General features: G+C 66.0%; 19 protein-coding genes. 12 read left to right on the forward strand and 7 right to left on the reverse strand.

The annotated features are described in order from the left end of the window. Positions 1 to 53: 53 nt before the first annotated feature. From EPK82_RS04775 to EPK82_RS04795, 5 genes are all read left to right on the forward strand, one after another. Positions 54 to 737, forward strand: a complete 684-nt coding sequence (locus tag EPK82_RS04775; protein ID WP_037051958.1) for a response regulator transcription factor — start codon at positions 54 to 56, stop codon at positions 735 to 737. After that, the gene (locus tag EPK82_RS04780; RefSeq protein WP_134675920.1) at positions 727 to 1,995 is read left to right on the forward strand and encodes a sensor histidine kinase; all 1,269 of its coding nucleotides are present in this window, start codon (positions 727 to 729) and stop codon (positions 1,993 to 1,995) included. Before EPK82_RS04775 ends, EPK82_RS04780 begins: the two co-directional genes overlap by 11 nt. An 81-nt stretch (positions 1,996 to 2,076) precedes the next feature. Then, on the forward strand, positions 2,077 to 2,766 hold the full coding sequence (locus EPK82_RS04785; protein WP_037051954.1) for a class I SAM-dependent methyltransferase: 690 nt from the start codon (positions 2,077 to 2,079) through the stop codon (positions 2,764 to 2,766). A 1-nt stretch (position 2,767) separates the two neighbouring features. Next, positions 2,768 to 3,472, forward strand: a complete 705-nt coding sequence (locus EPK82_RS04790) for a lipopolysaccharide kinase InaA family protein (protein WP_134675921.1) — start codon at positions 2,768 to 2,770, stop codon at positions 3,470 to 3,472. Beyond that, entirely contained in the window at positions 3,469 to 3,855 is a 387-nt protein-coding gene (locus EPK82_RS04795; protein ID WP_037051950.1) for a diacylglycerol kinase, read from the forward strand. The genes EPK82_RS04790 and EPK82_RS04795 overlap by 4 nt, the downstream gene beginning before the upstream one ends. Here the strand turns inward: EPK82_RS04795 and EPK82_RS04800 are convergent, their stop codons facing one another. Continuing rightward, entirely contained in the window at positions 3,856 to 4,320 is a 465-nt protein-coding gene (locus tag EPK82_RS04800) for a DUF3859 domain-containing protein (protein ID WP_037051948.1), read from the reverse strand. It lies immediately after the preceding gene. A 65-nt stretch (positions 4,321 to 4,385) separates the two neighbouring features. Next, the gene (locus tag EPK82_RS04805; RefSeq protein ID WP_047586474.1) at positions 4,386 to 5,396 is read right to left on the reverse strand and encodes an amidohydrolase family protein; all 1,011 of its coding nucleotides are present in this window, start codon (positions 5,394 to 5,396) and stop codon (positions 4,386 to 4,388) included. 242 nt (positions 5,397 to 5,638) lie between these two features. On the opposite strand from EPK82_RS04805, the gene EPK82_RS04810 reads away from it, so the two are divergent. The 7 genes from EPK82_RS04810 to EPK82_RS04840 all read left to right on the forward strand — a co-directional run bounded on the left by EPK82_RS04810 (position 5,639) and on the right by EPK82_RS04840 (position 11,525). Beyond that, complete coding sequence (locus EPK82_RS04810; protein ID WP_134675922.1) at positions 5,639 to 7,033, forward strand: methyl-accepting chemotaxis protein; 1,395 nt, start codon at positions 5,639 to 5,641, stop codon at positions 7,031 to 7,033. Positions 7,034 to 7,096: 63 nt separating this feature from the next. Beyond that, positions 7,097 to 7,498: an OsmC family protein gene (locus EPK82_RS04815; protein ID WP_037051940.1), complete on the forward strand. Its 402-nt coding sequence runs from the start codon at positions 7,097 to 7,099 to the stop codon at positions 7,496 to 7,498. Next, complete coding sequence (locus EPK82_RS04820; protein WP_134675923.1) at positions 7,495 to 8,355, forward strand: pirin family protein; 861 nt, start codon at positions 7,495 to 7,497, stop codon at positions 8,353 to 8,355. Before EPK82_RS04815 ends, EPK82_RS04820 begins: the two co-directional genes overlap by 4 nt. A 59-nt stretch (positions 8,356 to 8,414) precedes the next feature. Then, the gene (locus tag EPK82_RS04825; protein WP_134675924.1) at positions 8,415 to 9,221 is read left to right on the forward strand and encodes an XAC2610-related protein; all 807 of its coding nucleotides are present in this window, start codon (positions 8,415 to 8,417) and stop codon (positions 9,219 to 9,221) included. A gap of 98 nt (positions 9,222 to 9,319) precedes the next feature. Beyond that, positions 9,320 to 9,868: a sigma-70 family RNA polymerase sigma factor gene (locus tag EPK82_RS04830; protein WP_134675925.1), complete on the forward strand. Its 549-nt coding sequence runs from the start codon at positions 9,320 to 9,322 to the stop codon at positions 9,866 to 9,868. Continuing rightward, on the forward strand, positions 9,865 to 10,578 hold the full coding sequence (locus EPK82_RS04835) for an anti-sigma factor (protein ID WP_134675926.1): 714 nt from the start codon (positions 9,865 to 9,867) through the stop codon (positions 10,576 to 10,578). Before EPK82_RS04830 ends, EPK82_RS04835 begins: the two co-directional genes overlap by 4 nt. A gap of 167 nt (positions 10,579 to 10,745) precedes the next feature. Further along, positions 10,746 to 11,525, forward strand: coding sequence for a DUF4394 domain-containing protein (locus EPK82_RS04840; RefSeq protein WP_134675927.1), 780 nt, complete (start codon positions 10,746 to 10,748; stop codon positions 11,523 to 11,525). 46 nt (positions 11,526 to 11,571) lie between these two features. Here EPK82_RS04840 and EPK82_RS04845 read toward each other — a convergent pair whose 3' ends face one another. The 5 genes from EPK82_RS04845 to EPK82_RS04865 all read right to left on the reverse strand — a co-directional run bounded on the left by EPK82_RS04845 (position 11,572) and on the right by EPK82_RS04865 (position 20,522). Next, positions 11,572 to 12,360, reverse strand: coding sequence for a dienelactone hydrolase family protein (locus EPK82_RS04845; RefSeq protein WP_134675928.1), 789 nt, complete (start codon positions 12,358 to 12,360; stop codon positions 11,572 to 11,574). Between the two features lie 96 nt (positions 12,361 to 12,456). Further along, positions 12,457 to 13,461 (reverse strand): response regulator, encoded by a 1,005-nt coding sequence (locus EPK82_RS04850; RefSeq protein WP_037051920.1) that lies wholly within the window; start codon positions 13,459 to 13,461, stop codon positions 12,457 to 12,459. Continuing rightward, the gene (locus tag EPK82_RS04855) at positions 13,458 to 17,150 is read right to left on the reverse strand and encodes a PAS domain S-box protein (protein WP_134675929.1); all 3,693 of its coding nucleotides are present in this window, start codon (positions 17,148 to 17,150) and stop codon (positions 13,458 to 13,460) included. The genes EPK82_RS04850 and EPK82_RS04855 overlap by 4 nt, the downstream gene beginning before the upstream one ends. Before the next feature lie 140 nt (positions 17,151 to 17,290). Then, the gene (gene htpG / locus EPK82_RS04860) at positions 17,291 to 19,189 is read right to left on the reverse strand and encodes a molecular chaperone HtpG (protein ID WP_134675930.1); all 1,899 of its coding nucleotides are present in this window, start codon (positions 19,187 to 19,189) and stop codon (positions 17,291 to 17,293) included. 85 nt (positions 19,190 to 19,274) lie between these two features. After that, positions 19,275 to 20,522 carry an MFS transporter gene (locus tag EPK82_RS04865; protein ID WP_134675931.1) on the reverse strand — a complete coding sequence of 416 codons (1,248 nt, stop codon included), beginning with the start codon at positions 20,520 to 20,522 and terminating at the stop codon, positions 19,275 to 19,277. Positions 20,523 to 20,530 lie beyond the last annotated feature (8 nt).

The raw sequence follows: 20,530 nt of genomic DNA on the forward strand, positions 1-20,530 counted from the left end.
AGCCGTTCGTCAAAGCCGTGTGAAAAATTCGTCAAACCCGGGACTATTCGCCGATGCGCATTCTGGTCATCGAAGACAACCGCGACATCCTCGCCAACGTGCTGGACTACCTGCAGCTCAAGGGTTTCAGCGTCGACTGCGCCCAGGACGGCCTCAGCGGCCTGCACCTGGCCAGCACCGGGCATTACGACCTGATCGTGCTGGACATCATGCTGCCGGGCATCGATGGCTATCAGGTGTGCAAGCGCCTGCGCGAAGACGGCCGCAACGAGGTGCCGATCCTCATGCTCACCGCCCGCGATGCGCTGGACGACCGCCTGCAGGGCCTCAACGCCGGAGCCGACGACTACCTGATCAAGCCGTTCGCCCTCTCCGAACTGGTGGCCCGCATCGAGGCCATCCTGCGGCGCAGTCAGGGCACCCGCAAACGCCAGCTGCAGATCGCCGACCTGCTCTACGACCTCGACACCCTGCACGTCAGCCGCGCCGGCCAGCCGCTCAAGCTCAACCCGCTGGGGCTGAAGCTGCTGGCCATCCTCATGCAGCGCAGCCCGGCCGTGGTGCGCCGCGAAGCGCTGGAGGAAGCCCTGTGGGGCGACGACTGCCCCGACAGCGACAGCCTGCGCAGCCACGTCCACCAGTTGCGCCAGGTGCTCGACAAGCCCTTCCCGACGCCCTTGCTGCACACCATCCACGGCGTGGGTTACCGCCTGGCGGAGAACGAGCATGCTGGCTAAGCAGCCTTTCGAACGGCGCATCCTGATCGCCTTCGTGCTGATGACCGTGATGGTCAGCGGCCTGTTCTCGCTGAGCATCGTCGCCGTGGTGCACTTCATCGAGGAGCACCTGGTCTCACAGGAGATGAGCCGCGAACTGGGCGAAACGCTGAACGAGGACATCCACCACGGGCGCCCGCCGCGTCTCGACTCGAGCACCCGCTTTTTCTCCTCGAGCAACCCCGACTACGCCATCCCGGCCGAGTACGACGGCCTGGCGGAAGGCTTCAACGAGGTCGTCAGCGGCAACGAAGCGCTCTATGTCTACGTGCAGGAGATCAACGGCCAGACCTACATGCTGGTGCAGGAACAAGAGGAATTCGAAGCCCGCGAAAATGCCCTGTTCAACGTCGTGCTGGCGGGTTTCCTGCTCACCGTGGTCGCCGCCTGGGGCCTGGGCCTGATCACCGCACGCAAGGTGATGGCTCCCGTCACCCGCCTGGCCCAGCAGGTGCGCCATCGCGACCAGCTGCATCCACTGGCTCCGCCCCTCGCCCCGGACTATCCGGATGACGAGATCGGTCAGTTGGCCGCCGCCTTCGACAGCACGCTGGGCCAGGTGCGCCAGTCGCTGGAGCGCGAACGCCTGTTCACCAGCGACGTCAGTCACGAACTGCGCACGCCGCTGATGGTCATCGCCACCTCGTGCGAACTGCTCGCCGAAGCGCCCCTGGCGCCGCGCGAGAAGGAGCAACTGGCACGCATCACGCGGGCGACCGAGGAGATGCGCGAGCTGGTACAGACCTTCCTCGAACTGGCGCGCGACAAGTCCAACGAGGCGGTGCTCATGGGCACCCGTCCGCTGGCCACCATCGCCCAGGAGCAGGCCAGTCGCTGGGGCGCACTGATGAAGGAGAAAGGCCTGGACTTCCAGCTGATCGAAGAAGGCCAGGACGACGGTCGCTACAACACCACCTTCCTCGCCACGGTGATGGCCAACCTGCTGCGCAACGCCCTGCACTACACCGAACGCGGTAGCGTGCGCCTGATCCTGGAACGCGGCGCCTTTCGCATCGAGGACAGTGGCGCGGGTATTCCAGCCGAGCAGCACGAGCGCATCTTCCAGCCGTTCGTCCGTGGCGCCCAGGCGCGCGGTGAAGGGCTCGGCCTGGGGCTGTCGCTGGTCAAGCGCATCTGCGCCAAGCAGGGCTGGAGCGTCAGCCTGCAGAGCGAACCGGGCGATACGCGCTTCCGCGTGGCCCTGAGCAGCGAGGCTTGACGTTTTTTTCACATCTCTTTGACATTGCCTTGATGCCGCGACGCCTAGGGTGACGAACGTATCCATCAGCGGACGTTCGTCATGCCCAAGCCAAGCCCCATCGAGCTGGAATTCTCCCGCAAGTACGATCTCGACCACGCCCAGCACTACCTGCACAAGCATCGCGACGGCCTGGCCCGTCGCCTGTCGCACTGGCGCGACGTACAGGTGGCACGCCATGCCCTGAAGCTGGCCGATGAACCCAATCTGGTACTCGACCTGCCCTGCGGCGCCGGGCGATTCTGGCCCATGCTCTGCGAGCAGCCCAACCGGGTGATCCTCGCGGCGGACAACTCCGCCGACATGATCGCCACCGCGCGTGCCGCGCAGCCGCCCGAGGTGGTGGCCCGGATCAACAGCTTCCGCACCTCGGCCTTCGATATCGACCTGGGCGCCAACGCCGTGGATTGCATCTTCTGCATCCGCCTGCTGCACCACATCGAGTCCGCCGAGCACCGCGTCGCCGTGCTGCGCGAGTTTCACCGGGTCAGCCGTGACAGCGTGATCGTCTCGCTCTGGGTCGATGGCAACTACAAGGCCTGGAAGCGTCGCCGCCTGGAAGAACGCCGGGCGGCCGAGGGCCGCGCCACGCAGAACCAGAATCGCTTCGTCGTGCCGCGCGCAGTGATCGAAGGCGAATTCCGCCAGGCCGGCTTCGAGATCATCGGCCACCTGGACTTCCTGCCGGGCTATGCCATGTGGCGCACCTACGTGCTGCGCAAGGAGGCCTGAGATGGGCGTCCTCACCGAGAAGGCCATCGGCGCCCTGCCCGCCACCGAATTCGATCGCTGGTGGCACAGCCCCGGCGAGTGGGTCGAGCCGGCCAATCAGCGCCGTGGTGGCGAAAGTGGCGTGCTGCTCCTGCAGAGCCGGGACAACGTCCGGCCGCCGCTGTACTGCAAGCGCCAGAACGGCCACATCCATCGGTCACTGCGCCATCCCCTCGGGCGCCCGACCATCCTGCGCGAGCTGCAGGCCTACCGGGCCCTCGCCCGCCTCGGCATCCGCACGCCCAACATCGTCTACTGCGCGGCACGCCGTCAGGCCGGAGACTGGCAGGCGCTGCTGGTCACCGAAGCCCTGCAGGGTTTCATCAGCCTGGAGCAGTGGTATGCCCAGCAGATGCCCACCGCGCTGACCCGGGAGATGCTGCGCCAACTGGCCCTGACCCTGGCCCGCATGCACCTGGGCGGCTGGCAGCATGGTTGCTGCTACGCCAAGCACATCTTCGTCAAGGTACGCGGCGCCGACGATGTCGATATCGCCCTGCTGGATCTGGAAAAGGGGCGCCGCCGCTGGCGCGTCGCCAGTGCTTCCCGGCACGACCTCGGCCAACTGCAACGCCACCGTGGCGACATGCCTGACGGCGACGTGCAGTACCTGCAGCAGGCTTACCAGCACGCGCTCAACAACCCCTGGGGAGTGCTGCAGCCATGAGTGAGGCCCCCGACCTCGACGCCCTGTCGTTCAAGGGCCGCAGCGGCCTGACGCGGATCCTCAACGCCACCGGTTACTCGCTGGCCGGCCTGCGCGCGGCCTATCGGGGCGAAGCCGCGTTCCGCCAGCTGGTGTGGCTGAACCTGGTGCTGCTGCCGCTGGCTTGCCTGCTGGATGTCAGCCGCGCCGAACGCGTCCTGCTGATGCTGACGCCGCTGCTGGCACTGGTGGTGGAGCTGCTCAATTCGGCGATCGAAGCGGTGGTCGACCGCATTTCGCTGAACCTGCATCCACTGTCGAAGCAGGCCAAGGACATGGGCAGCGCCGCGCAGTTGCTGGCGCTGCTGATCATTGCCCTGACCTGGGCGCTGATCCTGCTCTGATCAGCGGACCTGGAAGCGCTGCTCGGCCAGCTTGCGATCGCCCTGATAGACGATGAAATGCCACTCGCCGGGCACCACCTCGTGGTGTTCGGTGAACTCGAACGCCATCACGTCCTGCGGCGCCCCGACCACCAGCTTCTGCTGCACTTCGAACTTGTCGTGACGCTGACCATCCGGGGTGACCACGCCAGGCGTCAGGTACAGCAGGGTCAGCGGCAGATCACCCTCGCGCTTGCCGGCCAGGCTGTAGCGCATGCCGAACTTGGTGCCGAGCCTGGCGGGAATCTCCTCGGTACGCTCGATATCCTGATTGCTGCGCGTCAGCACTCGCTCTCCAGGCTGGAAATCCTTGTACTGGCTGCTGAAAACGCCGTACTCGACCGGACCTTCCACACGCACATCGGCCTGGACCAGGCCGGAGCAGGCCAACAGGCCGGCAATCAGAGTCATTCGGGTGTGATGCATGACGCGCTCCTCGTTGAAATGAGCGCGAGCCTATGACGCCCGAATGACAGGTTGATGACAACGGATCAGGGGTCGAGCTCGGCCTGCACCCTGCGCGGCAGCACCGAGAGGAAATTGTCGCGCGCGACCTTGTGCGCCACGTCCTCGGGAAGCGCGTCGAGAAAGGGGTCGAAGCCCGTCATGTAGTCACCCAGGCTGTCGAAGCGCCCCACCACGTCCGAGCCGATCATGAAACGCTCAGGGTAGCTGCTGACCAGGTGGACCCAGTCCGGGTCCGGCTTGCCGTCCGCATCCAGCAGATACGGGCGCAGCATGGTCCAGGACAGGTCGATGTACAGATTGGGGTACTGGCCGAGCATGCGTTCCAGGGTGTCGAGGAGAAAGTCCAGCTTCTGCTGGTGACGGTGAATTTCCGCGCTGGTGCCGGCATGCGCCCAGATGAAGCGCACATGCGGATGATTGCGCAGCGGTGCCTCGATCTCCTCCAGGTACAGCGGCTCCCGCTCGCGCTTGGAGGTGACGTTGGAGTGCAGCATCACCGGCAGGTCGTACTCCGCCGCCAGGTGAAACACGCGGGCCAGGGCTTCGTTGTCGGCGCGCGGGGCACTGCCGTGAATCAGTGCGGTCAGGTCGTCATGCCGGGTGAACACCTCGCCGATGCCCTGCCACAACCCCGGGTCCAGTTCGAGCATGCGGCGGATATGCGCATCCGCGTTCTTGTCGTTGGGATTGAAGCCGGAGAGAAAGGGATGGAAGCGCTTGCGCTGCTCGGCCGGCAGGCGCTTGTAGGCGGCGGCGATGAACACGTCGGTGGCGCTGTACCAATAGGCGTTGGCGTCGTCACCGGCGTAGTAGCGCGGACGCTTGGGCTCGTCCTCGTCCCATTTCTTGGCCACCGGAATACCGGAAAACATCACATGCTCGACATTGTTCTCGGCCATCTTCTCCAGCAAGGCATCCATGCCGGCGCTTTCCTGGAAGAAGTCGACATAGTGCAGGTGAGCATCGCTGTAACGGTAATCGCGCGCCTCGGCGCTGCAGGCAATCGCGGCACTGAGCGCGACTATCCATGACATCTTTCGGCGTATGAGCACGTCGAGTCCTCCTGACGGTACGAGCACCATAGACCCGCGGCAGGTGGGGCAAGTTCGCTGGCCCCTCGCCCGTTCGCCGCACCCCGCTGGAGCGGCCGGCACGACCGGCGCACCAGATTCGCTCGCCGCCACCCGGCACCGCCCGCTGTCAGGGCCATGCGGGCGGTGCGGGATGATGGCACCTGGCTTGCAGTGCGTTGGGTAGACCTCAGAGGGGAACCATCATGCTGCAGTTGCTGCGCAAGCCCGCCCGCAAAGCCAGGGACGAGGCCGCACTGGATGCCTTGTTTCAACAACACGACCTCACCATCCGGTTGCCGGAGCACTATCAGTGGATGACGCGCCTCAACGATTTCAGCGCCGGTCTCCAGCAGCGCATCCGTGCCAGCCTGGGCGCCGCCGTCGGCATCGCCGCGCATGCCCCGCAACTGGCCCGCATCGCCGCAGCCAACCAGCAGAGCGGCCAGACCCTGGCGCAATCGTCGGAGCTGATCGCCAGCGCCAGCGAACAGGTCACCACCACCCTCGACGCGGAACTGGTGCCGGGTGCCGGCGAGGTCGCACGCCTGTCGGCGGAGGTGTCCGCGACCCTGCACCAGTGCCAGGAAAGCGGCCAGGCCGTGTTGCGCCAGGTCGAGGTGATCGATGCCAGCGAGGCGCAGCTGGCCCAGGTCATCCAGCGCCTGGCCGGGCAGCTCGACGAGGTGAGCAAGGTCATCGGCGTGATCGCCAGCATTTCCCAGCAGACCAACCTGCTGGCACTCAATGCCGCGATCGAGGCCGCGCGGGCCGGTGAGCATGGCCGAGGCTTCGCCGTGGTCGCAGAAGAGGTTCGACGCCTGGCAGGCCACACCACCGACGCCACCGGCCAGGTCAGCGACATCATCGAGCGCTTCCGTGAAGGCATGCAGCAGCTCGGCGATGCCGGGCAGCACATGAACCAGGCGGTGGCCGACGGTCGCGCCGGTATCCTCGCCGTCAGCGACGGCCTGGGCAGCACCCGCCAGGCCATGGACCGGCTGGATGCCCAGGTCGGCCAGATCGCCGCAGGCACCGAGCAGATCGGCCAGGCGGTGCGCTCGATCAACGGCGACGTGCAGAACATCGCCCAGGTCGCGGGTGAGCTGCTGGGCAAGGCCGGTCAGGTACTGCACCACAGCAAGGCGGTGCGTGAGGATGGCGACCGCCTGCTCGCCGGCCTGGGTGACTTCCGCCTGGAAATCCACAGCGCGGTACGCGCCAGCGTCGAACAGCTGGCCAGGCAAGCGGCGCTGTCCGGGGATGTGGCGGCTGCCGAACGCCTGCTCGGCGAAACCCTGGCACGCGATGCACGCTTCGAACTCTTCTACCTGGTCGACAGTCGCGGCGTGCAGATCTCCGAGAACGTCTTCGCCGCCGACATCGCACAGGGCAGCGCGGCCAGTTGCCGGGGCCGGGACTGGAGCCAGCGGCCCTGGTTCCGTGCCGTGGCCGAGCAGATGCGCAGCCACATCACTCAGGTCTATCGCTCGTCGGCGACCGACGACTTCTGCTTCACCGTGTCGGTACCCATCGTCGATGCGCAGGGTCGCCTGCTGCGTGTGCTGGGCGCCGATGTGCGGCTGTCGGCACTGGTGTGATCCTGCTGCACTGGGCTAGGCTGGCGGACATTGCCATCCAGCCTCGCATCCTAAGGAAGAGCCATGATCCGCATCCATCACCGCAAGGGCCTGCAACAGGCGATCGAAATCGGCTCGCACCAGCTCCTCGGGGACGTCGCGCCCGAACTCGGCGGAGAAGGTGCCGGCCCCGACCCGCATGACCTGTTCGACGCCTCGCTCGGTACCTGCAAGGCCATGACCCTGCTGCTCTATGCGCGCCAGCGTGGCCTGCCGCTGGAAGGCATCGACGTCAACGTCGAGCGTGACGACAGCGAGGAGCGCGAAGGCAACTACCGCCTGGTCGTCGAGCTGGCGCTCAGGGGGCCGCTGGACGATGCCCAGCGCCAGCAGCTGCTGCGCGTCGCCGACAAGTGCCCGATCCACAAGCTGATGACCAGCACCGACATCCAGGTCGAGACCCGTCTGGCGGGAGCACTGGCATGAGCGAACTGCAGCTGATCCGGCCACGTGCCGAGGACATTTCCGGCCAGCCGATCCTGCGCCCCCTGCCCTCGGCACGCTTTCGCAGCATCGGCCCATTCGTCTTCTTCGATCACATGCTGGAACAGGCGTATCCCGCTGGCAGTGGCATGAACATCGCCCAGCATCCGCACATCGGCCTGTCCACCCTCACCTACCTGTTCGAGGGCCAGCTGCAGCACAAGGACAGTCTCGGCTCCGATCAGTTGGTCGAGCCCGGCGACGTCAGCTGGATGACTGCCGGCGATGCGGTCGCCCACGTGGAGCGCACCCCGCAGGCGCAGCTCGGGCAGAACAAGCGCCTGCACGGGCTGCAGGTGTGGCTGGCATTGCCGGAGGCCGAGGAACGCTGCGCACCCAGCTACAGTCACCACCCTGCGTCCTCCCTGCCATGCAGCGACGCGCTTGGCGTACGCATCACCCTGATCGCCGGCAAGGGCTTCTGCCTCGAATCCCCTGTCGCGGTTCGCTCGCCGACCCTCTACGCCGAGCTGCGCCTGGCCGCCGGCGCCAACCTGGTGATTCCGGCCGAGTACAGCGAGCGCGCCCTGTACCTGATCGACGGCGACGCCGAACTGGATGGCGAAGCGCTGCCGACCCGTGCCATGGCCGTCATCCCTGCCGGAGAAACCCCACTGCTCGGGGCCTGTGGCGAATGCCACCTGGCCCTGATCGGCGGCGAGCCCATCGGCCCACGCCGGATGAACTGGAACTTCGTCGCCAGCAGCGCGGAACTGATCGACCAGGCCCGCCAACGCTGGGCGGCCGGCGACTGGCCGCAGGTACCTGGCGAAACCGCGCGCATCGAACTGCCGCGCTGAAAACACCCATTCACCGGCAGGCAGCAGCGGCTGCCTGCCGACCCGCAAAGGATTGCCGCATGCCCCGACTCCACTCATTGGCCTGGCTGCTGTTCCTGCCCGCCTGTGCCCTGGCCGAGCTGCCTCGCTTCGAACCGCAAAACGGGTTGCAGGCCCAGGTACTGCAACAGGGCGACGGCTACGTTCTGCAGCAGCCCGACGGCAGCCGTATCGAACTGAGCATTCCCGAGGGTAACGAGGTGGACGCCGCGCCCGGCTTCGAGGTCGACGACTACGACTTCGACGGTCATCCCGACCTGGCCATACGCGTGCCCGTGGGCATGGTCAACTCGAGCTACCACCTCTACCTCTATCGCCCCGACCGGCAGGGTTTCGAACGCCTGCACATGCCCGAGGCCCTGCTGGACCGCGCCAACTGCGGCGAGCTGTCGGAGCTGCAGGCCAAGCCGGCCGAACGCGCCATGTACAGCCAATGCCGCAGCGGCCCGCGCTGGTATTACGACGCCTACCGGTTCGATGCCTCCGGCACGCCCTGGCTGTACAAGACGCTGCAGATGCGTCACCACGACCCGGACGCGCCGGTGTTCTTCCACGTATTCGAAAGGACCCTCGACCCGTACGGCAAGGTCATCGCCAGCCGCGCCCTCGACGACGGTGATCAGCCCGTGAGCTGGACCGTCCCCAGCCCGCGCCTGTATCTGCATGCGCGACCGGACGCCAGCAGCCGGAGCAAGGCCTACCTGATCGCCGGTGACGTCTGCGAGGTGCTGGACCAGCAAGGCGACTGGCTGATGATCCGCTACCTCTCGCGCAAGGGCCCGCTGGAGCGCTGGGTCTCGCTCGACGAGGCCTACAGCCGCCCCTGAGGCGGCCTTGCACAGATTTTTTATTGCCTGGCGATGATCCAGTCGTCGTGCTGGCGGGTATAAGCTGCATGAGGATTTCTCAGGCCGACGGACACCCCATGGCTGCGCGCGAATTCGACTATGAAAGTACCCTGGAAGCCTGTGCCCGCCGAGACGAGCGCGCCTTCCAGGCCCTCTACCGCCAGGAAGCCGGGCAACTGCTGGGGCTGGCCATCAGCATGCTCGGCCGTCGTGACGTCGCCGAAGACTGCCTGCACGACGCCTTCGTGCGCATCTGGCAGCACGCCGCACGCTACCGGCGAGAGCTGGGCAGCGGTCGTGCCTGGGTGCACAGCATTCTGCGCTACCGGGTGCTGAACGCGCTGCGCAGCGGCACCCGCCACGTCGAGATGGACGACGGCTTCATCGAGCGTGTACTGGACGATGCCCCCCAGGCCGAAGCACAGGCACTGGAACGCTCCGAGCGACGCCTGCTGCGCCATTGCCTGCAGCGCCTGGAACGGCCACGCCGTCAGCCTATTCTGCTGGCCTTCTATCGCGGCCTGACGCACGAACAGATCGCCCAGCGCCTGAGCACCCCTCTTGGCACCATCAAAGGCCGTATCCGCGCCGGCCTGCGCGCGCTGCAGGAGTGTTTGCAAGCATGATTCCGCATGATCCCGAAGAACGCCGCGCCTTGATCGGCGAATACCTGCTCGGTCTGCTCGACGCGTCTGACGCCGCCGAGATACACCAACTGCTGGAAGAGGATCAGGACGCCGCCCGCATGGCCCTGGAGTGGGAGCGGCATTTCCTCGAACTGAGCGACCAGCTGCCGCCCCAGCAGCCCTCCCCGGCACTCTGGACGCGCATCAGGCACAGCCTGGGGACGACAGACACGCCGCGCAGCGGTCTCGCGGCCAACTGGTGGAACAGCCTGCTGACCTGGCGCCTCACCACTGCGGCTCTGGCCATGGCCCTGCTGGTCGCCATCCTGCTGCCGCTGCTGCTGGCTCCGCAGGTCGAAGGTGAACGCTATACCGTCGTCCTGCAACAGCCAGGGCAAGCGGCTCAGCCCGGCTGGGTGATCCAGGTCGGCGGCGACGGCACGCTGCAACTCGAACCGCTGGTCGCCGATCGCATTCCCGAAGGCCGCACGTTGCAGTTCTGGACGCTGCAGGACCCGGCTGACGGCCCAAGATCGCTGGGGCTGGTCGAGGCTGGCCAGCCACTGCATCTGCCCGCCGAACGGATAGGCGCGGTACAGGCCGGGCAACTGTTCGAGCTCACCCTGGAACCCGCAGGCGGCTCACCCTACAACCGCCCGAGCGGACCGGTGCAATACATCGGCCGTGCCGTGCTGGCCAGCGCCAACTGATGGATCGCCGGCCCTGCGGCCGGCGATTTCACCCTCTGCAAAATATTTTCTGCCTGCCGACATCCAGCGGCGTTCCTCGCGGGTATTGCTATCAGGTGTTTCGTCGAGGCACCTGCGAAGCCACCACGCGGCTTCGTCTCGATGCTGAACCGTTGAGAGGAACCATCATGAAGCGCATCACCCTCCTGTGCACCGCCAGCCTGCTGACCCTGGGTGCAGGTGCAAGCCATGCCACCGAACTGATCGCCCTGGGCACCGATGGCAAGCTGTTCAAGATCAATGTCGCCGACCTCAGGGTCGCAGCCAGCATGAACGTCAGCGGTGCCAGCGACCTGCGCGGCCTGGACGTGCGCCCGGCCAGCGGCCAGCTCTACGCGCTGGGTGGCAACGACCGGCTCTACACCCTGGACGCCAGCAGCGGCAAGGCAACGCCAGCCAGCACGCTGAAGACCGCACTCCCCGGCAACAGTCAGGCCGTGGTCGACTTCAATCCGGTCGCCGACCGCCTGCGCCTGATGAGCCCGGACGGCACCAACCTGCGGGTCAATGTCGACACCGGCGAGGCGGTGGTCGACGGCAAGCAGGCCTACGGGGCGGACGGCCCCTACGCGGGGCAGCAGCCGCAGGTGGTTGCCGGCGCCTACACCAACTCCTATGCCGGTACGCCGAGCACCGCGCTCTACAACATCGACCTGGCCAGCGGCAGCCTGATGCTGCAGAACCCGCCAAACGATGGTGTGCAGCAGCTGGTGGGCAAACTGGCGGATGGCTTGCAGACGGCCGCACTGGACATCGCCAGCGACGGCAAGGGCGGCAATACCGCCTACGTGCTGACAGGCAAGACCCTGCACCGGCTGGACCTGGCCAGCGGCAAGCCGACCACGCTGGGAGATATCGCGAACCTGCCTGACGGCATCATCGACATCAGCGTATTGCCTGCGAAATAGCGCCACCCAGGCTGCGCCCATCGGGCGCAGCCTCCCTCATGACGGATCACGGCTCGGCGAAGACCTCGTCGAACAGGTCGTTCATCGCCTTGAACGCCCGCGCGGCAACCACCGGGTGGTACTGGTTGCGCCCCGGCACGTTGGCCTTGGGGTCGGTGAACGAATGCACCGCGCCACCGTAGCTGACCAGCTGCCAGTCGACCCCGGCGGCCTTCATCTCGGCGACGAAGCCATCCACCTGTGCCTGAGGCACCGCCGGATCATCCGCACCGTGCAGCACCAGCACCGGCGCCTGGATGTTCTTAGCATCCGCCGGGTTTGGGGTGTCCAGATTGCCGTGGAACGAAACGAAACCCTGTAGCGGTGCGCCCGAGCGAGCCAGTTCAAGCACCGCGCCGCCGCCGAAGCAGAAGCCGATGGCGCCCAGCCTGCGGGTATCCAGGGCGACCTCGTCACCCTGCGCCTTGAGCACCTCGACCGCCGCCTGGGCGCGCCTGCGCATCAGCGCGCGGTCGGCGCGCACGCTCGTGGCGGCGGCCCTGGCCTCGTCCGCATTGCTGGGGCGCACCGCCTTGCCGTACATGTCGGCGAGAAACACCACGTAGCGGCTGCCCGCCGCACGGGCGGCCTTGGCCACGGTGTCGTCGTTGACACCCATCCAGTTGGGAATGGCCAGCAAGCCGGGACGTGGCGTGGTGACCGAATCGTCGTAGAGCAGAACGCCCTCGAAGGCTTCGCCGTCGATCTCGTAGGGAACCGCCTTGGCCACGACGGCCGCGTCGGCAAGGCCGGCGAATGCTGCGCACAACAGGGGAACCCATGTCTTCTTCTGCATGCTGAGACCTGCCCTTGGCAATGGTGAGAGTTCAACGATAGACCGCCGGCGGTCGATGACCAAGCCGCAGCACCCGGCAGTGTTGCACAGGACATGTCAGGCGACGGGCTGCTCGGCCCAGCGTTCCTTGATCTGCAGAATCTCCGGCAGGCAGCCGATGAACAGCTCCACCAGGCGCGGATCGAAGTGTCGCCCGCTCTGCTCACGCAGAAAGGCCACCGCCTGCTCGACGGGCCAGGCCTGCTTGTAGGGCCGCACGCTGGTCAAGGCGTCGAACACATCGGCAATCGCGACGATGCGCCCCTCCAGGGGAATGTCCTCACCGCAGAGGCCGTTGGGATAGCCGCTGCCATCCCACTTCTCGTGATGCGACAGGGCAACCCGCTGCGCCGTCCTGAGCAGCCCGGAGCTGTGTTCGCCGATGATCCTCGCACCGATCTCCACATGCTGGCGCATCACCTGCCATTCGGCATCGTCCAGCTTGCCCGGTTTGCGCAGTACCGCATCGGGAATGCCGATCTTGCCGACATCGTGCATGGGCGCGGCGTGCAGCAACTCCTCCGCAGCGCTCTCGGAGAAGCCGGCAGCCAGGGCCAGCACCCTGGAGAAGTGACTCATGCGAATCACATGCAGGCCCGTCTCGTTGTCCTTGTACTCGGCCGCCATGCCCAGGCGCTGGACGATCTGCAGACGGGTGTGGGTCAGCTCGTCGACCCTGACCAGCGACAGGTGGGTACGCACCCGGGCGCGCACGATGGGCGGGCTGATCGGCTTGGTGATGTAGTCCACCGCACCGACCTCGAAGCCGTGCGTCTCGTCCTCCACATCGCCCAGGGCGGTGACGAAGATCACCGGAATCCCCTGCAGCAGCGGGTTGGCCTTGAGCTGCTCGCACACCTGGTAGCCGGTCATGCCCGGCATCATCACGTCGAGCAGGATCAGGGCCGGTTGCTCGCGCTCGGCCATTTCCAGCGCGCGCGCCCCCTCCTTGGCGAACAGCAGGCGGTAGTCATCCTGCAGTACATGGCGCAGCACCTGCAGGTTGGTGGGTTCGTCATCGACCAGCAGCAACAGCGGACGGGTATCGGCGACCGGGCTCATGATGGGGTGGTTTCCTCGTCTTGCAGCTGCAACAACAACCGATCCAGCGCAGCCAGGGCCTGATCGAAATCGAACTCGTCGAGGGCCTGGCGCAACTCGCTCATGCTGTTCGCAAAGGCCGTGCCGCTCAGTGCCTGCTCGAGCGCGGACAACGCCTGGTCGTCCAGCCCGCCCCTGACCAGCACGGCCCGCAAGTGGCCGGCGCGCTCGCGCAGCAGGGCCGGATCAGCGGCCGCGGATTCTAGCGCATTGCTCTCCTCCGGCAACTGCGGCAACGTTTCGATGACGGCCTGCAGGGCCTGTTCGAGTTCGACCAGAAGCGCGCGCAGACTGTCCTCGTCACGCGCCTCGAAACCCTGTTCGAGGCTGCGCCCCAGCTGCGTCAGACGGGTCAGCGCGAGGTTGCCGGCCGCGCCGTGGAAGCGGTGTGCCAGTGCCCGGCCTTCGTCCCACTCGGCGGCCTCGAGGAACTGCCTCATGCTCGCCGCCAGCGCGCCCTGCTCCTTGATGAAGGCGGCAATCGCCTGGGCCATGCGCAGCGGACCACCCCACAGCTGACTGCCGCGCACCCAGTCGAACAGCCCCGTCTCCAGGTGTGGCCCGCTGGTGCCCGCGGCACGGGCGGTTTCTGTCACGCCGAGCAGCCTGGCCATTTCCCAGAGCAAAGCAGTCATGTCCAGCGGCTTCGAGGCGAATGCGTTCATCCCAGCGTCCAGCGCGGCCTGACGGTCGCGATCCAGCACACTCGCCGTCAACGCGATGATCGGTATCGCCTGGCGCCCTTCGCTGGCTTCCAGCTGGCGAATCCGCCGCGTGGCCTCCAGGCCATCGACACCGGGCATCTGCACATCCATCAGAATCAGGTCGAAGCGCTCCTCGCCGAACGCCCGCAGGGCGCTCTCGCCATCGGCAACGCAGCGTACCTGGTGGCCCCGGTACTGCAGATTGAGCTGCAGCAGTTCGAGATTCTGCGGCACGTCATCGGCCGCCAGGATGTTCAGCACCCCCAGCTCCGGCAGCGTGGTCGGTTGCTGAGGCGCAGAGCGTTTACCGACCTGCAGGGGCAACTCGACACTGAAGCAGCTGCCCTGCCCCTCGACGCTTTCCACGCGCAAGCGCCCGCCCATCAGCTCGACGAGCTGACGGGAAATGGTGGTCCCCAGGCCGGTGCCACCGAAACGCCGGCTCATCGAGGCGTCGGCCTGGGCGAAAGGCTCGAAGATCTTCTCCAGGCGGTCGGCGGCGATGCCGATGCCGGTGTCCTTCACCGCCAGGCGGATCGCACCAGGCTCGCCAGAGACCTTCAGGCACACCTCGCCGTGCTGGGTGAACTTGACCGCGTTGCCCAGCAGGTTCGTCAGCACCTGCTGCAGGCGCAGCGGATCGCCGCAGAAGAAGTCGCTGACCGTGGCCGGGTAATCCAGGTGCAGTTGCAGCCCTTTGCCTTCGGCGCCGAGGCGCTGGGTCGTAACGACCTGCTCGCACAGCTCGCGCAGGGAAAAGTCCAGTTGCTCCAGCTCGATCGCGCCACGGTCGAGCTTGGCCGTGTCGAGGATGTCGTTGAGCAGCCCGAGCAGCGAGCGGGAAGACTGCTGCACCGTCGTCAGGTGCCGCCGCTGCTCGGCCGACAGCGAGGTTTCCAGGAGCAGCTCGGTAAAGCCGATGATGGCGTTCATCGGCGTGCGGATTTCATGGCTCATGTTGGCCAGGAAGCTGCTGCGCGCCGCAGCGGCCGCTTCGGCGTGATCACGGGCGGCGCGCAGTTCCTGTTCCATCACCCGCCGCGGGGTCAGGTCAGTGGCCAGCTTGACGACCTTGAATGGCTTGCCATCGGTGTTCAGGATCGGGTTGTAGCTGGCCTGGATCCAGACCTCGCGCCCGCCCTTGCCGATGCGCCGGTATTCGCCCGTACGGAAATGCCCGGCGCGCAGCTCCTGCCATATCTGGCGATACTTCGCACTGGCGACCAGTTCGGGGTCGCAGAACAGCGAATGGTGCTGCCCGAGCACGTCGGCCCGGTCGTAGCCATACAGGGCCAGGGCATTGTCGTTGATATCGAGAATCGTACCGTCGAGGTCGAACTCCGTGAGCGCCATGGCCTTGCTGATGGCCGTCACCTTGCCTTCGTACTCGGCATTGCGCCGCTTGGTCTCGGTCTGATCCAGCAGCACGCCGTCGATCCAGCGCGGCACGCCATGCTCGTCGCAAACCGCACTGCCGCTCTCCCAGATCCAGTGCTCCGCCCCGGCGCTGTCGAACAGCCGGTACTCGACGGTGTAGTTGCGGCCCTGTTCGATCGCCTCCACCACCTCGCTGGCGACTCGCTCGTAGTCATCCGGGTGGTACATGTCGGCGATCGAGCAGCGCCGGCTGATGAAGTCGTCAGCGCTGCGCCCGGTCAGGGTCTGCACCGCATCGCTGATGAACAGCATGGTCCAGTCGCGATCCAGCAGACAGCGGAACGACACCCCCGGAATGTTGCTGATCAACGAGCGGTATTGCTGCTCGCTGTCACGCAGCGCCTTCTCCATGCGCTGCCGCTCGCTGATGTCGGCGATGAACACCACGAACAGCGGCCGACTGTCGACATGGGTGATGCCGACGCTGATGCGTATGGGCTTTTCCTCACCATGGCGCGTCAGGCTGATCAGGTCCTGCTCGCCCCTGGGCAGGCTCAGGTTGCCGGTGCGCAGGTAGCTGGCCAGCCGCTCCTCCACATCGCGCACCAGGCGCGCAGGCACCAGCGAACGGATGTGCATCCCCACCATCTCCTGCGGCGTCCAGCCGAACAGGCCCGTCACTGCCGGGTTGGCGGAACGCACCCGGCCTTCGTAATCGACGGTCACGATGGCGTCCAGGGCGGTGTCGAAGATCGAGCGCAGGTGCTGCTCGCTGGCCTTGAGCTGCAGGCTCAGGCGGCGATAGCGCAGCAGGGTGTTGGCGGCCACCACGAACACCGTCAGCGCCACGGTCAGCAGGGTAATGGCGATGGCGATGTAGCCGCTGTCGACCACGGCCATCGGGCTGTCCGACTCGGGCGTGCCCACGAAGCGAGCGGCCGCCATGCCGGTGTAGTGCATGCCGCTGATGGCCAGGCCCATGACCATGGCACCGATCAGCAGGGCCCAGAGCGCAGGCAGGCGCCCTTCGAGGCCGAAGCGCACCCACAGCGCGATGATGGCCAGGCCGATGGCCACGACGATGGGCAGGGCGAACATCCAGGGGTCATAGCGCAGCAACGGCGCCATCTCCATCGCCGCCATGCCGCTGTAGTGCATCGCCCCGATCCCTGCGCCGACCAGCACGCCGCCGACGCACAGCTGCACCAGGCTCAGATTGGGCCGGGCCAGCAGGCTCAGGGCCACCCAGGAGGCGCCGAGGCTGGGCAGCATCGAGAGCAGCGTGATGCCCAGGTCGAAACGCACGGCGGCACACAGCTCGAACGCCAGCATCCCGAGGAAATGCATGGCCCAGATGCCCCCGCCAAGCGCGAGCGAGCCGGTAAGAATGGTGACCTGTCGGGCGATGGGTTGAGTGCTGTTGCGGGCTTCGCCTGCGAGTTGCAGTGCCATGCCCGCGGCGAATACGGAGATGGCAAGAGACAGCAGTACCAGGACGGGGTCGTAACTGCTGAGTATCAGGACGCTGGGGTCCGCACCCATGATGAAGAACAGCTCGAAAATCGACATACAACCCCAAGGAAAACGCCGACAAATGCTATCGGAATGCAATCATCTGAAACGACGGGATAGTTCTTGTCAATTGCGGCCTGTCTATCGCGCCCCATGAAAAAAGCCCGCCGAAGCGGGCTTTTCACAAGCTTAGCCGGTCAGGCGGACAATTCCACCAGCAGCTTGTTGAGTCGCTGCACGTACGCGGCCGGGTCCTTCAGGCTGTCACCGGCAGCCAGCGCGGCCTGGTCGAACAGGATGCGCGACAGGTCGGTGAAACGGTCTTCGTCCGGCTCGGCATCCAGGCGCTCGATTAGCGGGTGCGCCGGGTTGAACTCGAAGATCGGCTTCGCGTCCGGCACCTTCTGCCCGCTGGCCTCGAGAATCTGGCGCATCTGCAGGCCGAGGTCCTGCTCGCCGATGGCGAGAATCGCCGGCGAGTCGGTCAGGCGGTGCGACACGCGCACCTCGGCGACCTGCTCGCCCAGGGCACCCTTGAGGCGCTCGATCAGCCCTTCCTTGGCCTTGGCGACTTCCTCCTGGGCCTTCTTGTCCTCTTCCGAGTCCAGCTTGCCCAGGTCCAGATCGCCACGCGCCACGTCGACGAACTGCTTGCCGTCGAACTCGGTCAGGTAGCTCATCAGCCACTCGTCGATGCGATCGGTGAGCAGCAAGACCTCGATGCCTTTCTTGCGGAAGACTTCCAGGTGCGGGCTGTTCTTGATCTGTGCGTAGCTCTCGCCGGTGAGGTAGTAGATCTTGTCCTGCCCGTCCTTGGCACGGGACAGGTAGTCGGCCAGCGACACCGATTGCTCGTCGCCTTCACCGGCGGTGGACGCGAAGCGCAGCAGAGCGGCGATCTTCTCCTTGTTGGCGAAGTCTTCCGCCGGGCCTTCCTTGAGCACCTGACCGAAGGCCTTCCAGAACGCCTTGTAGTCGTCCGGCTTGTCCTTGGCCAGTTTCTCCAGCATGTCCAGCACGCGCTTGGTCAGGGCCGACTTCATCGAATCGATGACCGGACCGGACTGCAGGATCTCGCGGGAAACGTTCAGCGACAGGTCGTTGGAATCCACCACGCCCTTGATGAAACGCAGGTACAGCGGCAGGAACTGGTCGGCCTGGTCCATGATGAACACGCGCTGCACATAGAGCTTCAGGCCCTTGGGCGCCTCGCGGTGGTACAGGTCGAACGGCGCGCGGCCCGGCACGTAGAGCAGCGAGGTGTACTCCAGCTTGCCCTCGACCTTGTTGTGGCTCCAGGACAGCGGGTTCTCGAAGTCGTGGCCGACGTGCTTGTAGAACTCCTGGTATTCCTCGTCCTTGATCTCGGTACGCGGACGGGTCCACAGGGCGCTGGCGCGGTTGACGGTTTCCCACTCGACCTCGGCCGGCGCGTCTTCGCCGTGCTGCTCCTTCGGCAACTCGATGGGCAGGGCGATATGGTCGGAGTACTTCTTGACGATGTTGCGCAGGCGCCAGCCATCGGCGAACTCTTCCTCACCACTCTTGAGGTGCAGGACGATGCGCGTACCACGCTCGGCCTTGTCGATGCTGGCGACTTCGAACTCGCCCTCGCCCTTCGACGACCAGTGCACGCCTTCGCTGGCGGCAGCGCCGGCACGTCGCGTGAAGACTTCGACCTGATCGGCCACGATGAACGCCGAATAGAAGCCCACGCCGAACTGACCGATCAGGTGCGAATCCTTCTTCTGGTCGCCGGACAGGTTCTTCAGGAAATCGGCGGTACCGGATTTGGCGATGGTGCCCAGGTGCGCGATCACTTCATCGCGGTTCATGCCGATGCCGTTGTCTTCGAGGGTGACGGTCTTGGCGTCCTTGTCGAAGGACAGGCGAATCTTCAGCTCGGCGCCGCCTTCGAGCAGCTCGGGCTTGGCCAGCGCCTCGAAACGCAGCTTGTCGGCGGCATCGGACGCGTTGGAGATCAACTCGCGAAGGAAGATTTCCTTGTTCGAGTACAGGGAATGGATCATCAGGTGAAGCAGTTGCTTCACCTCGGTCTGGAAGCCCAGGGTTTCTTTTTGAGTTTCCACACTCATGGTCTTCTAACTCCATCTGCAGGACAGGAACCGCTATCGCGGCGGATGTCCTGCAGATGGGGGCAACCTGATGGATTTCAAGGGCCTAGGGTTCCAGCAGCTCCAGGTTGCCGATCTCCTGCGGTTTGAAGCTGAAGCTGGCCTGCCCGCCGCCGCTACCCAGTTGCTGGCTGATGCGGATACTGCCGTCGTCGTCGACGCCGACGAAGCGCCCCTCCACGGTGCCCCCGCTGGCACGCTTGAGGCGCATGCTGAGGTTGCGGTACTGCTCCGGGTTGCGCTGCAGGCGTGCCAGGCTGAAGCGCTGACGACGATCGATACGCCGGCTGAGGCGCTCCTCCGTCGGGGTCGCCTCGGACGGCGGCGCGGCCTGCGCCACGGTGGCCTTGGGCAGCGCCGGGAAATGGTCGCCTTCGACACTCCAGCCCTGGCTGGCGCTCTTGTGCAGGCGCAGCGCCAGGCGCTCGTCGCGCTGCTCGACCCGGGCCTCGACCTCCAGCTCCAGGCGGTCGCCGCCAAAGGTGAACGGCGGTAGCTTCAGGTCATGCACATCGCGGCTGGCGAAGCGTCGTTGCAGGTAGTCCTGCAGGACATGGGCAACGGTGTCGCGCGAGTCGAAACGCCTGTCGACCTGACCGTCGACATAGCGCAGCCGGTCACGATAGAGCTCGACACGGCCACTCAGGCTGGTCTTGAAGCGCGGCGGCAGGACCAGGTGAAAGTCACCGACCAGACGATTCGGCGCCTGCGGCTGCAGATCCAGGTGCAGGGTGTAGCCTCGGCTCAGGCGCCGCGCCTCGGGCAGGTCCTGCTCCGGAAGCAGCCAGCTCAGTTCCACCTCCGGCAGATCGCCGCTGTCCTGCGGCAGAACGTCGATGCGCACGGGGCCCTCGACAGGCTGTGGCAAACGGATGCTCAGTTCGCGCAGGGCAAAGAAGTCGAGCCCTTCACGCAGGCTCAGCACGCCATCGATCAGCTCGCCCTGTTGCGGCCGAAACGCTTGGCCGTTGAGCTCGCCATCCAGGTCGATGGCCAGTTCGGCCGGTGCCTGGGCTGCGGGCTTCAGCCAGTCGAGGCGAACGATCGCGGCAAGCCGTTCGGCATCCTTGCTGGCAAGCAAGGTGAAACCGACCACCAGCGGGATCACCCCCAGGCCGATGAGCATCACGGCACTGCGTGCGCGCACCCAATGGCGCACGACATAGATCAGGGTGAGCGGCGGCAGCAGGCTGCCCCACCCCCACAGCAGGCTCGTGGCGAAGGCCCGCATGACCAGCCAAACCAGACCGGCCAGCATCAACAGCAGACCACCGATTATCAGCAACGCATCCATCTACAGAT

This window comes from Ectopseudomonas khazarica, from assembly GCF_004521985.1.
Classification (GTDB): Bacteria; Pseudomonadota; Gammaproteobacteria; order Pseudomonadales; family Pseudomonadaceae; genus Aquipseudomonas; species Aquipseudomonas khazarica.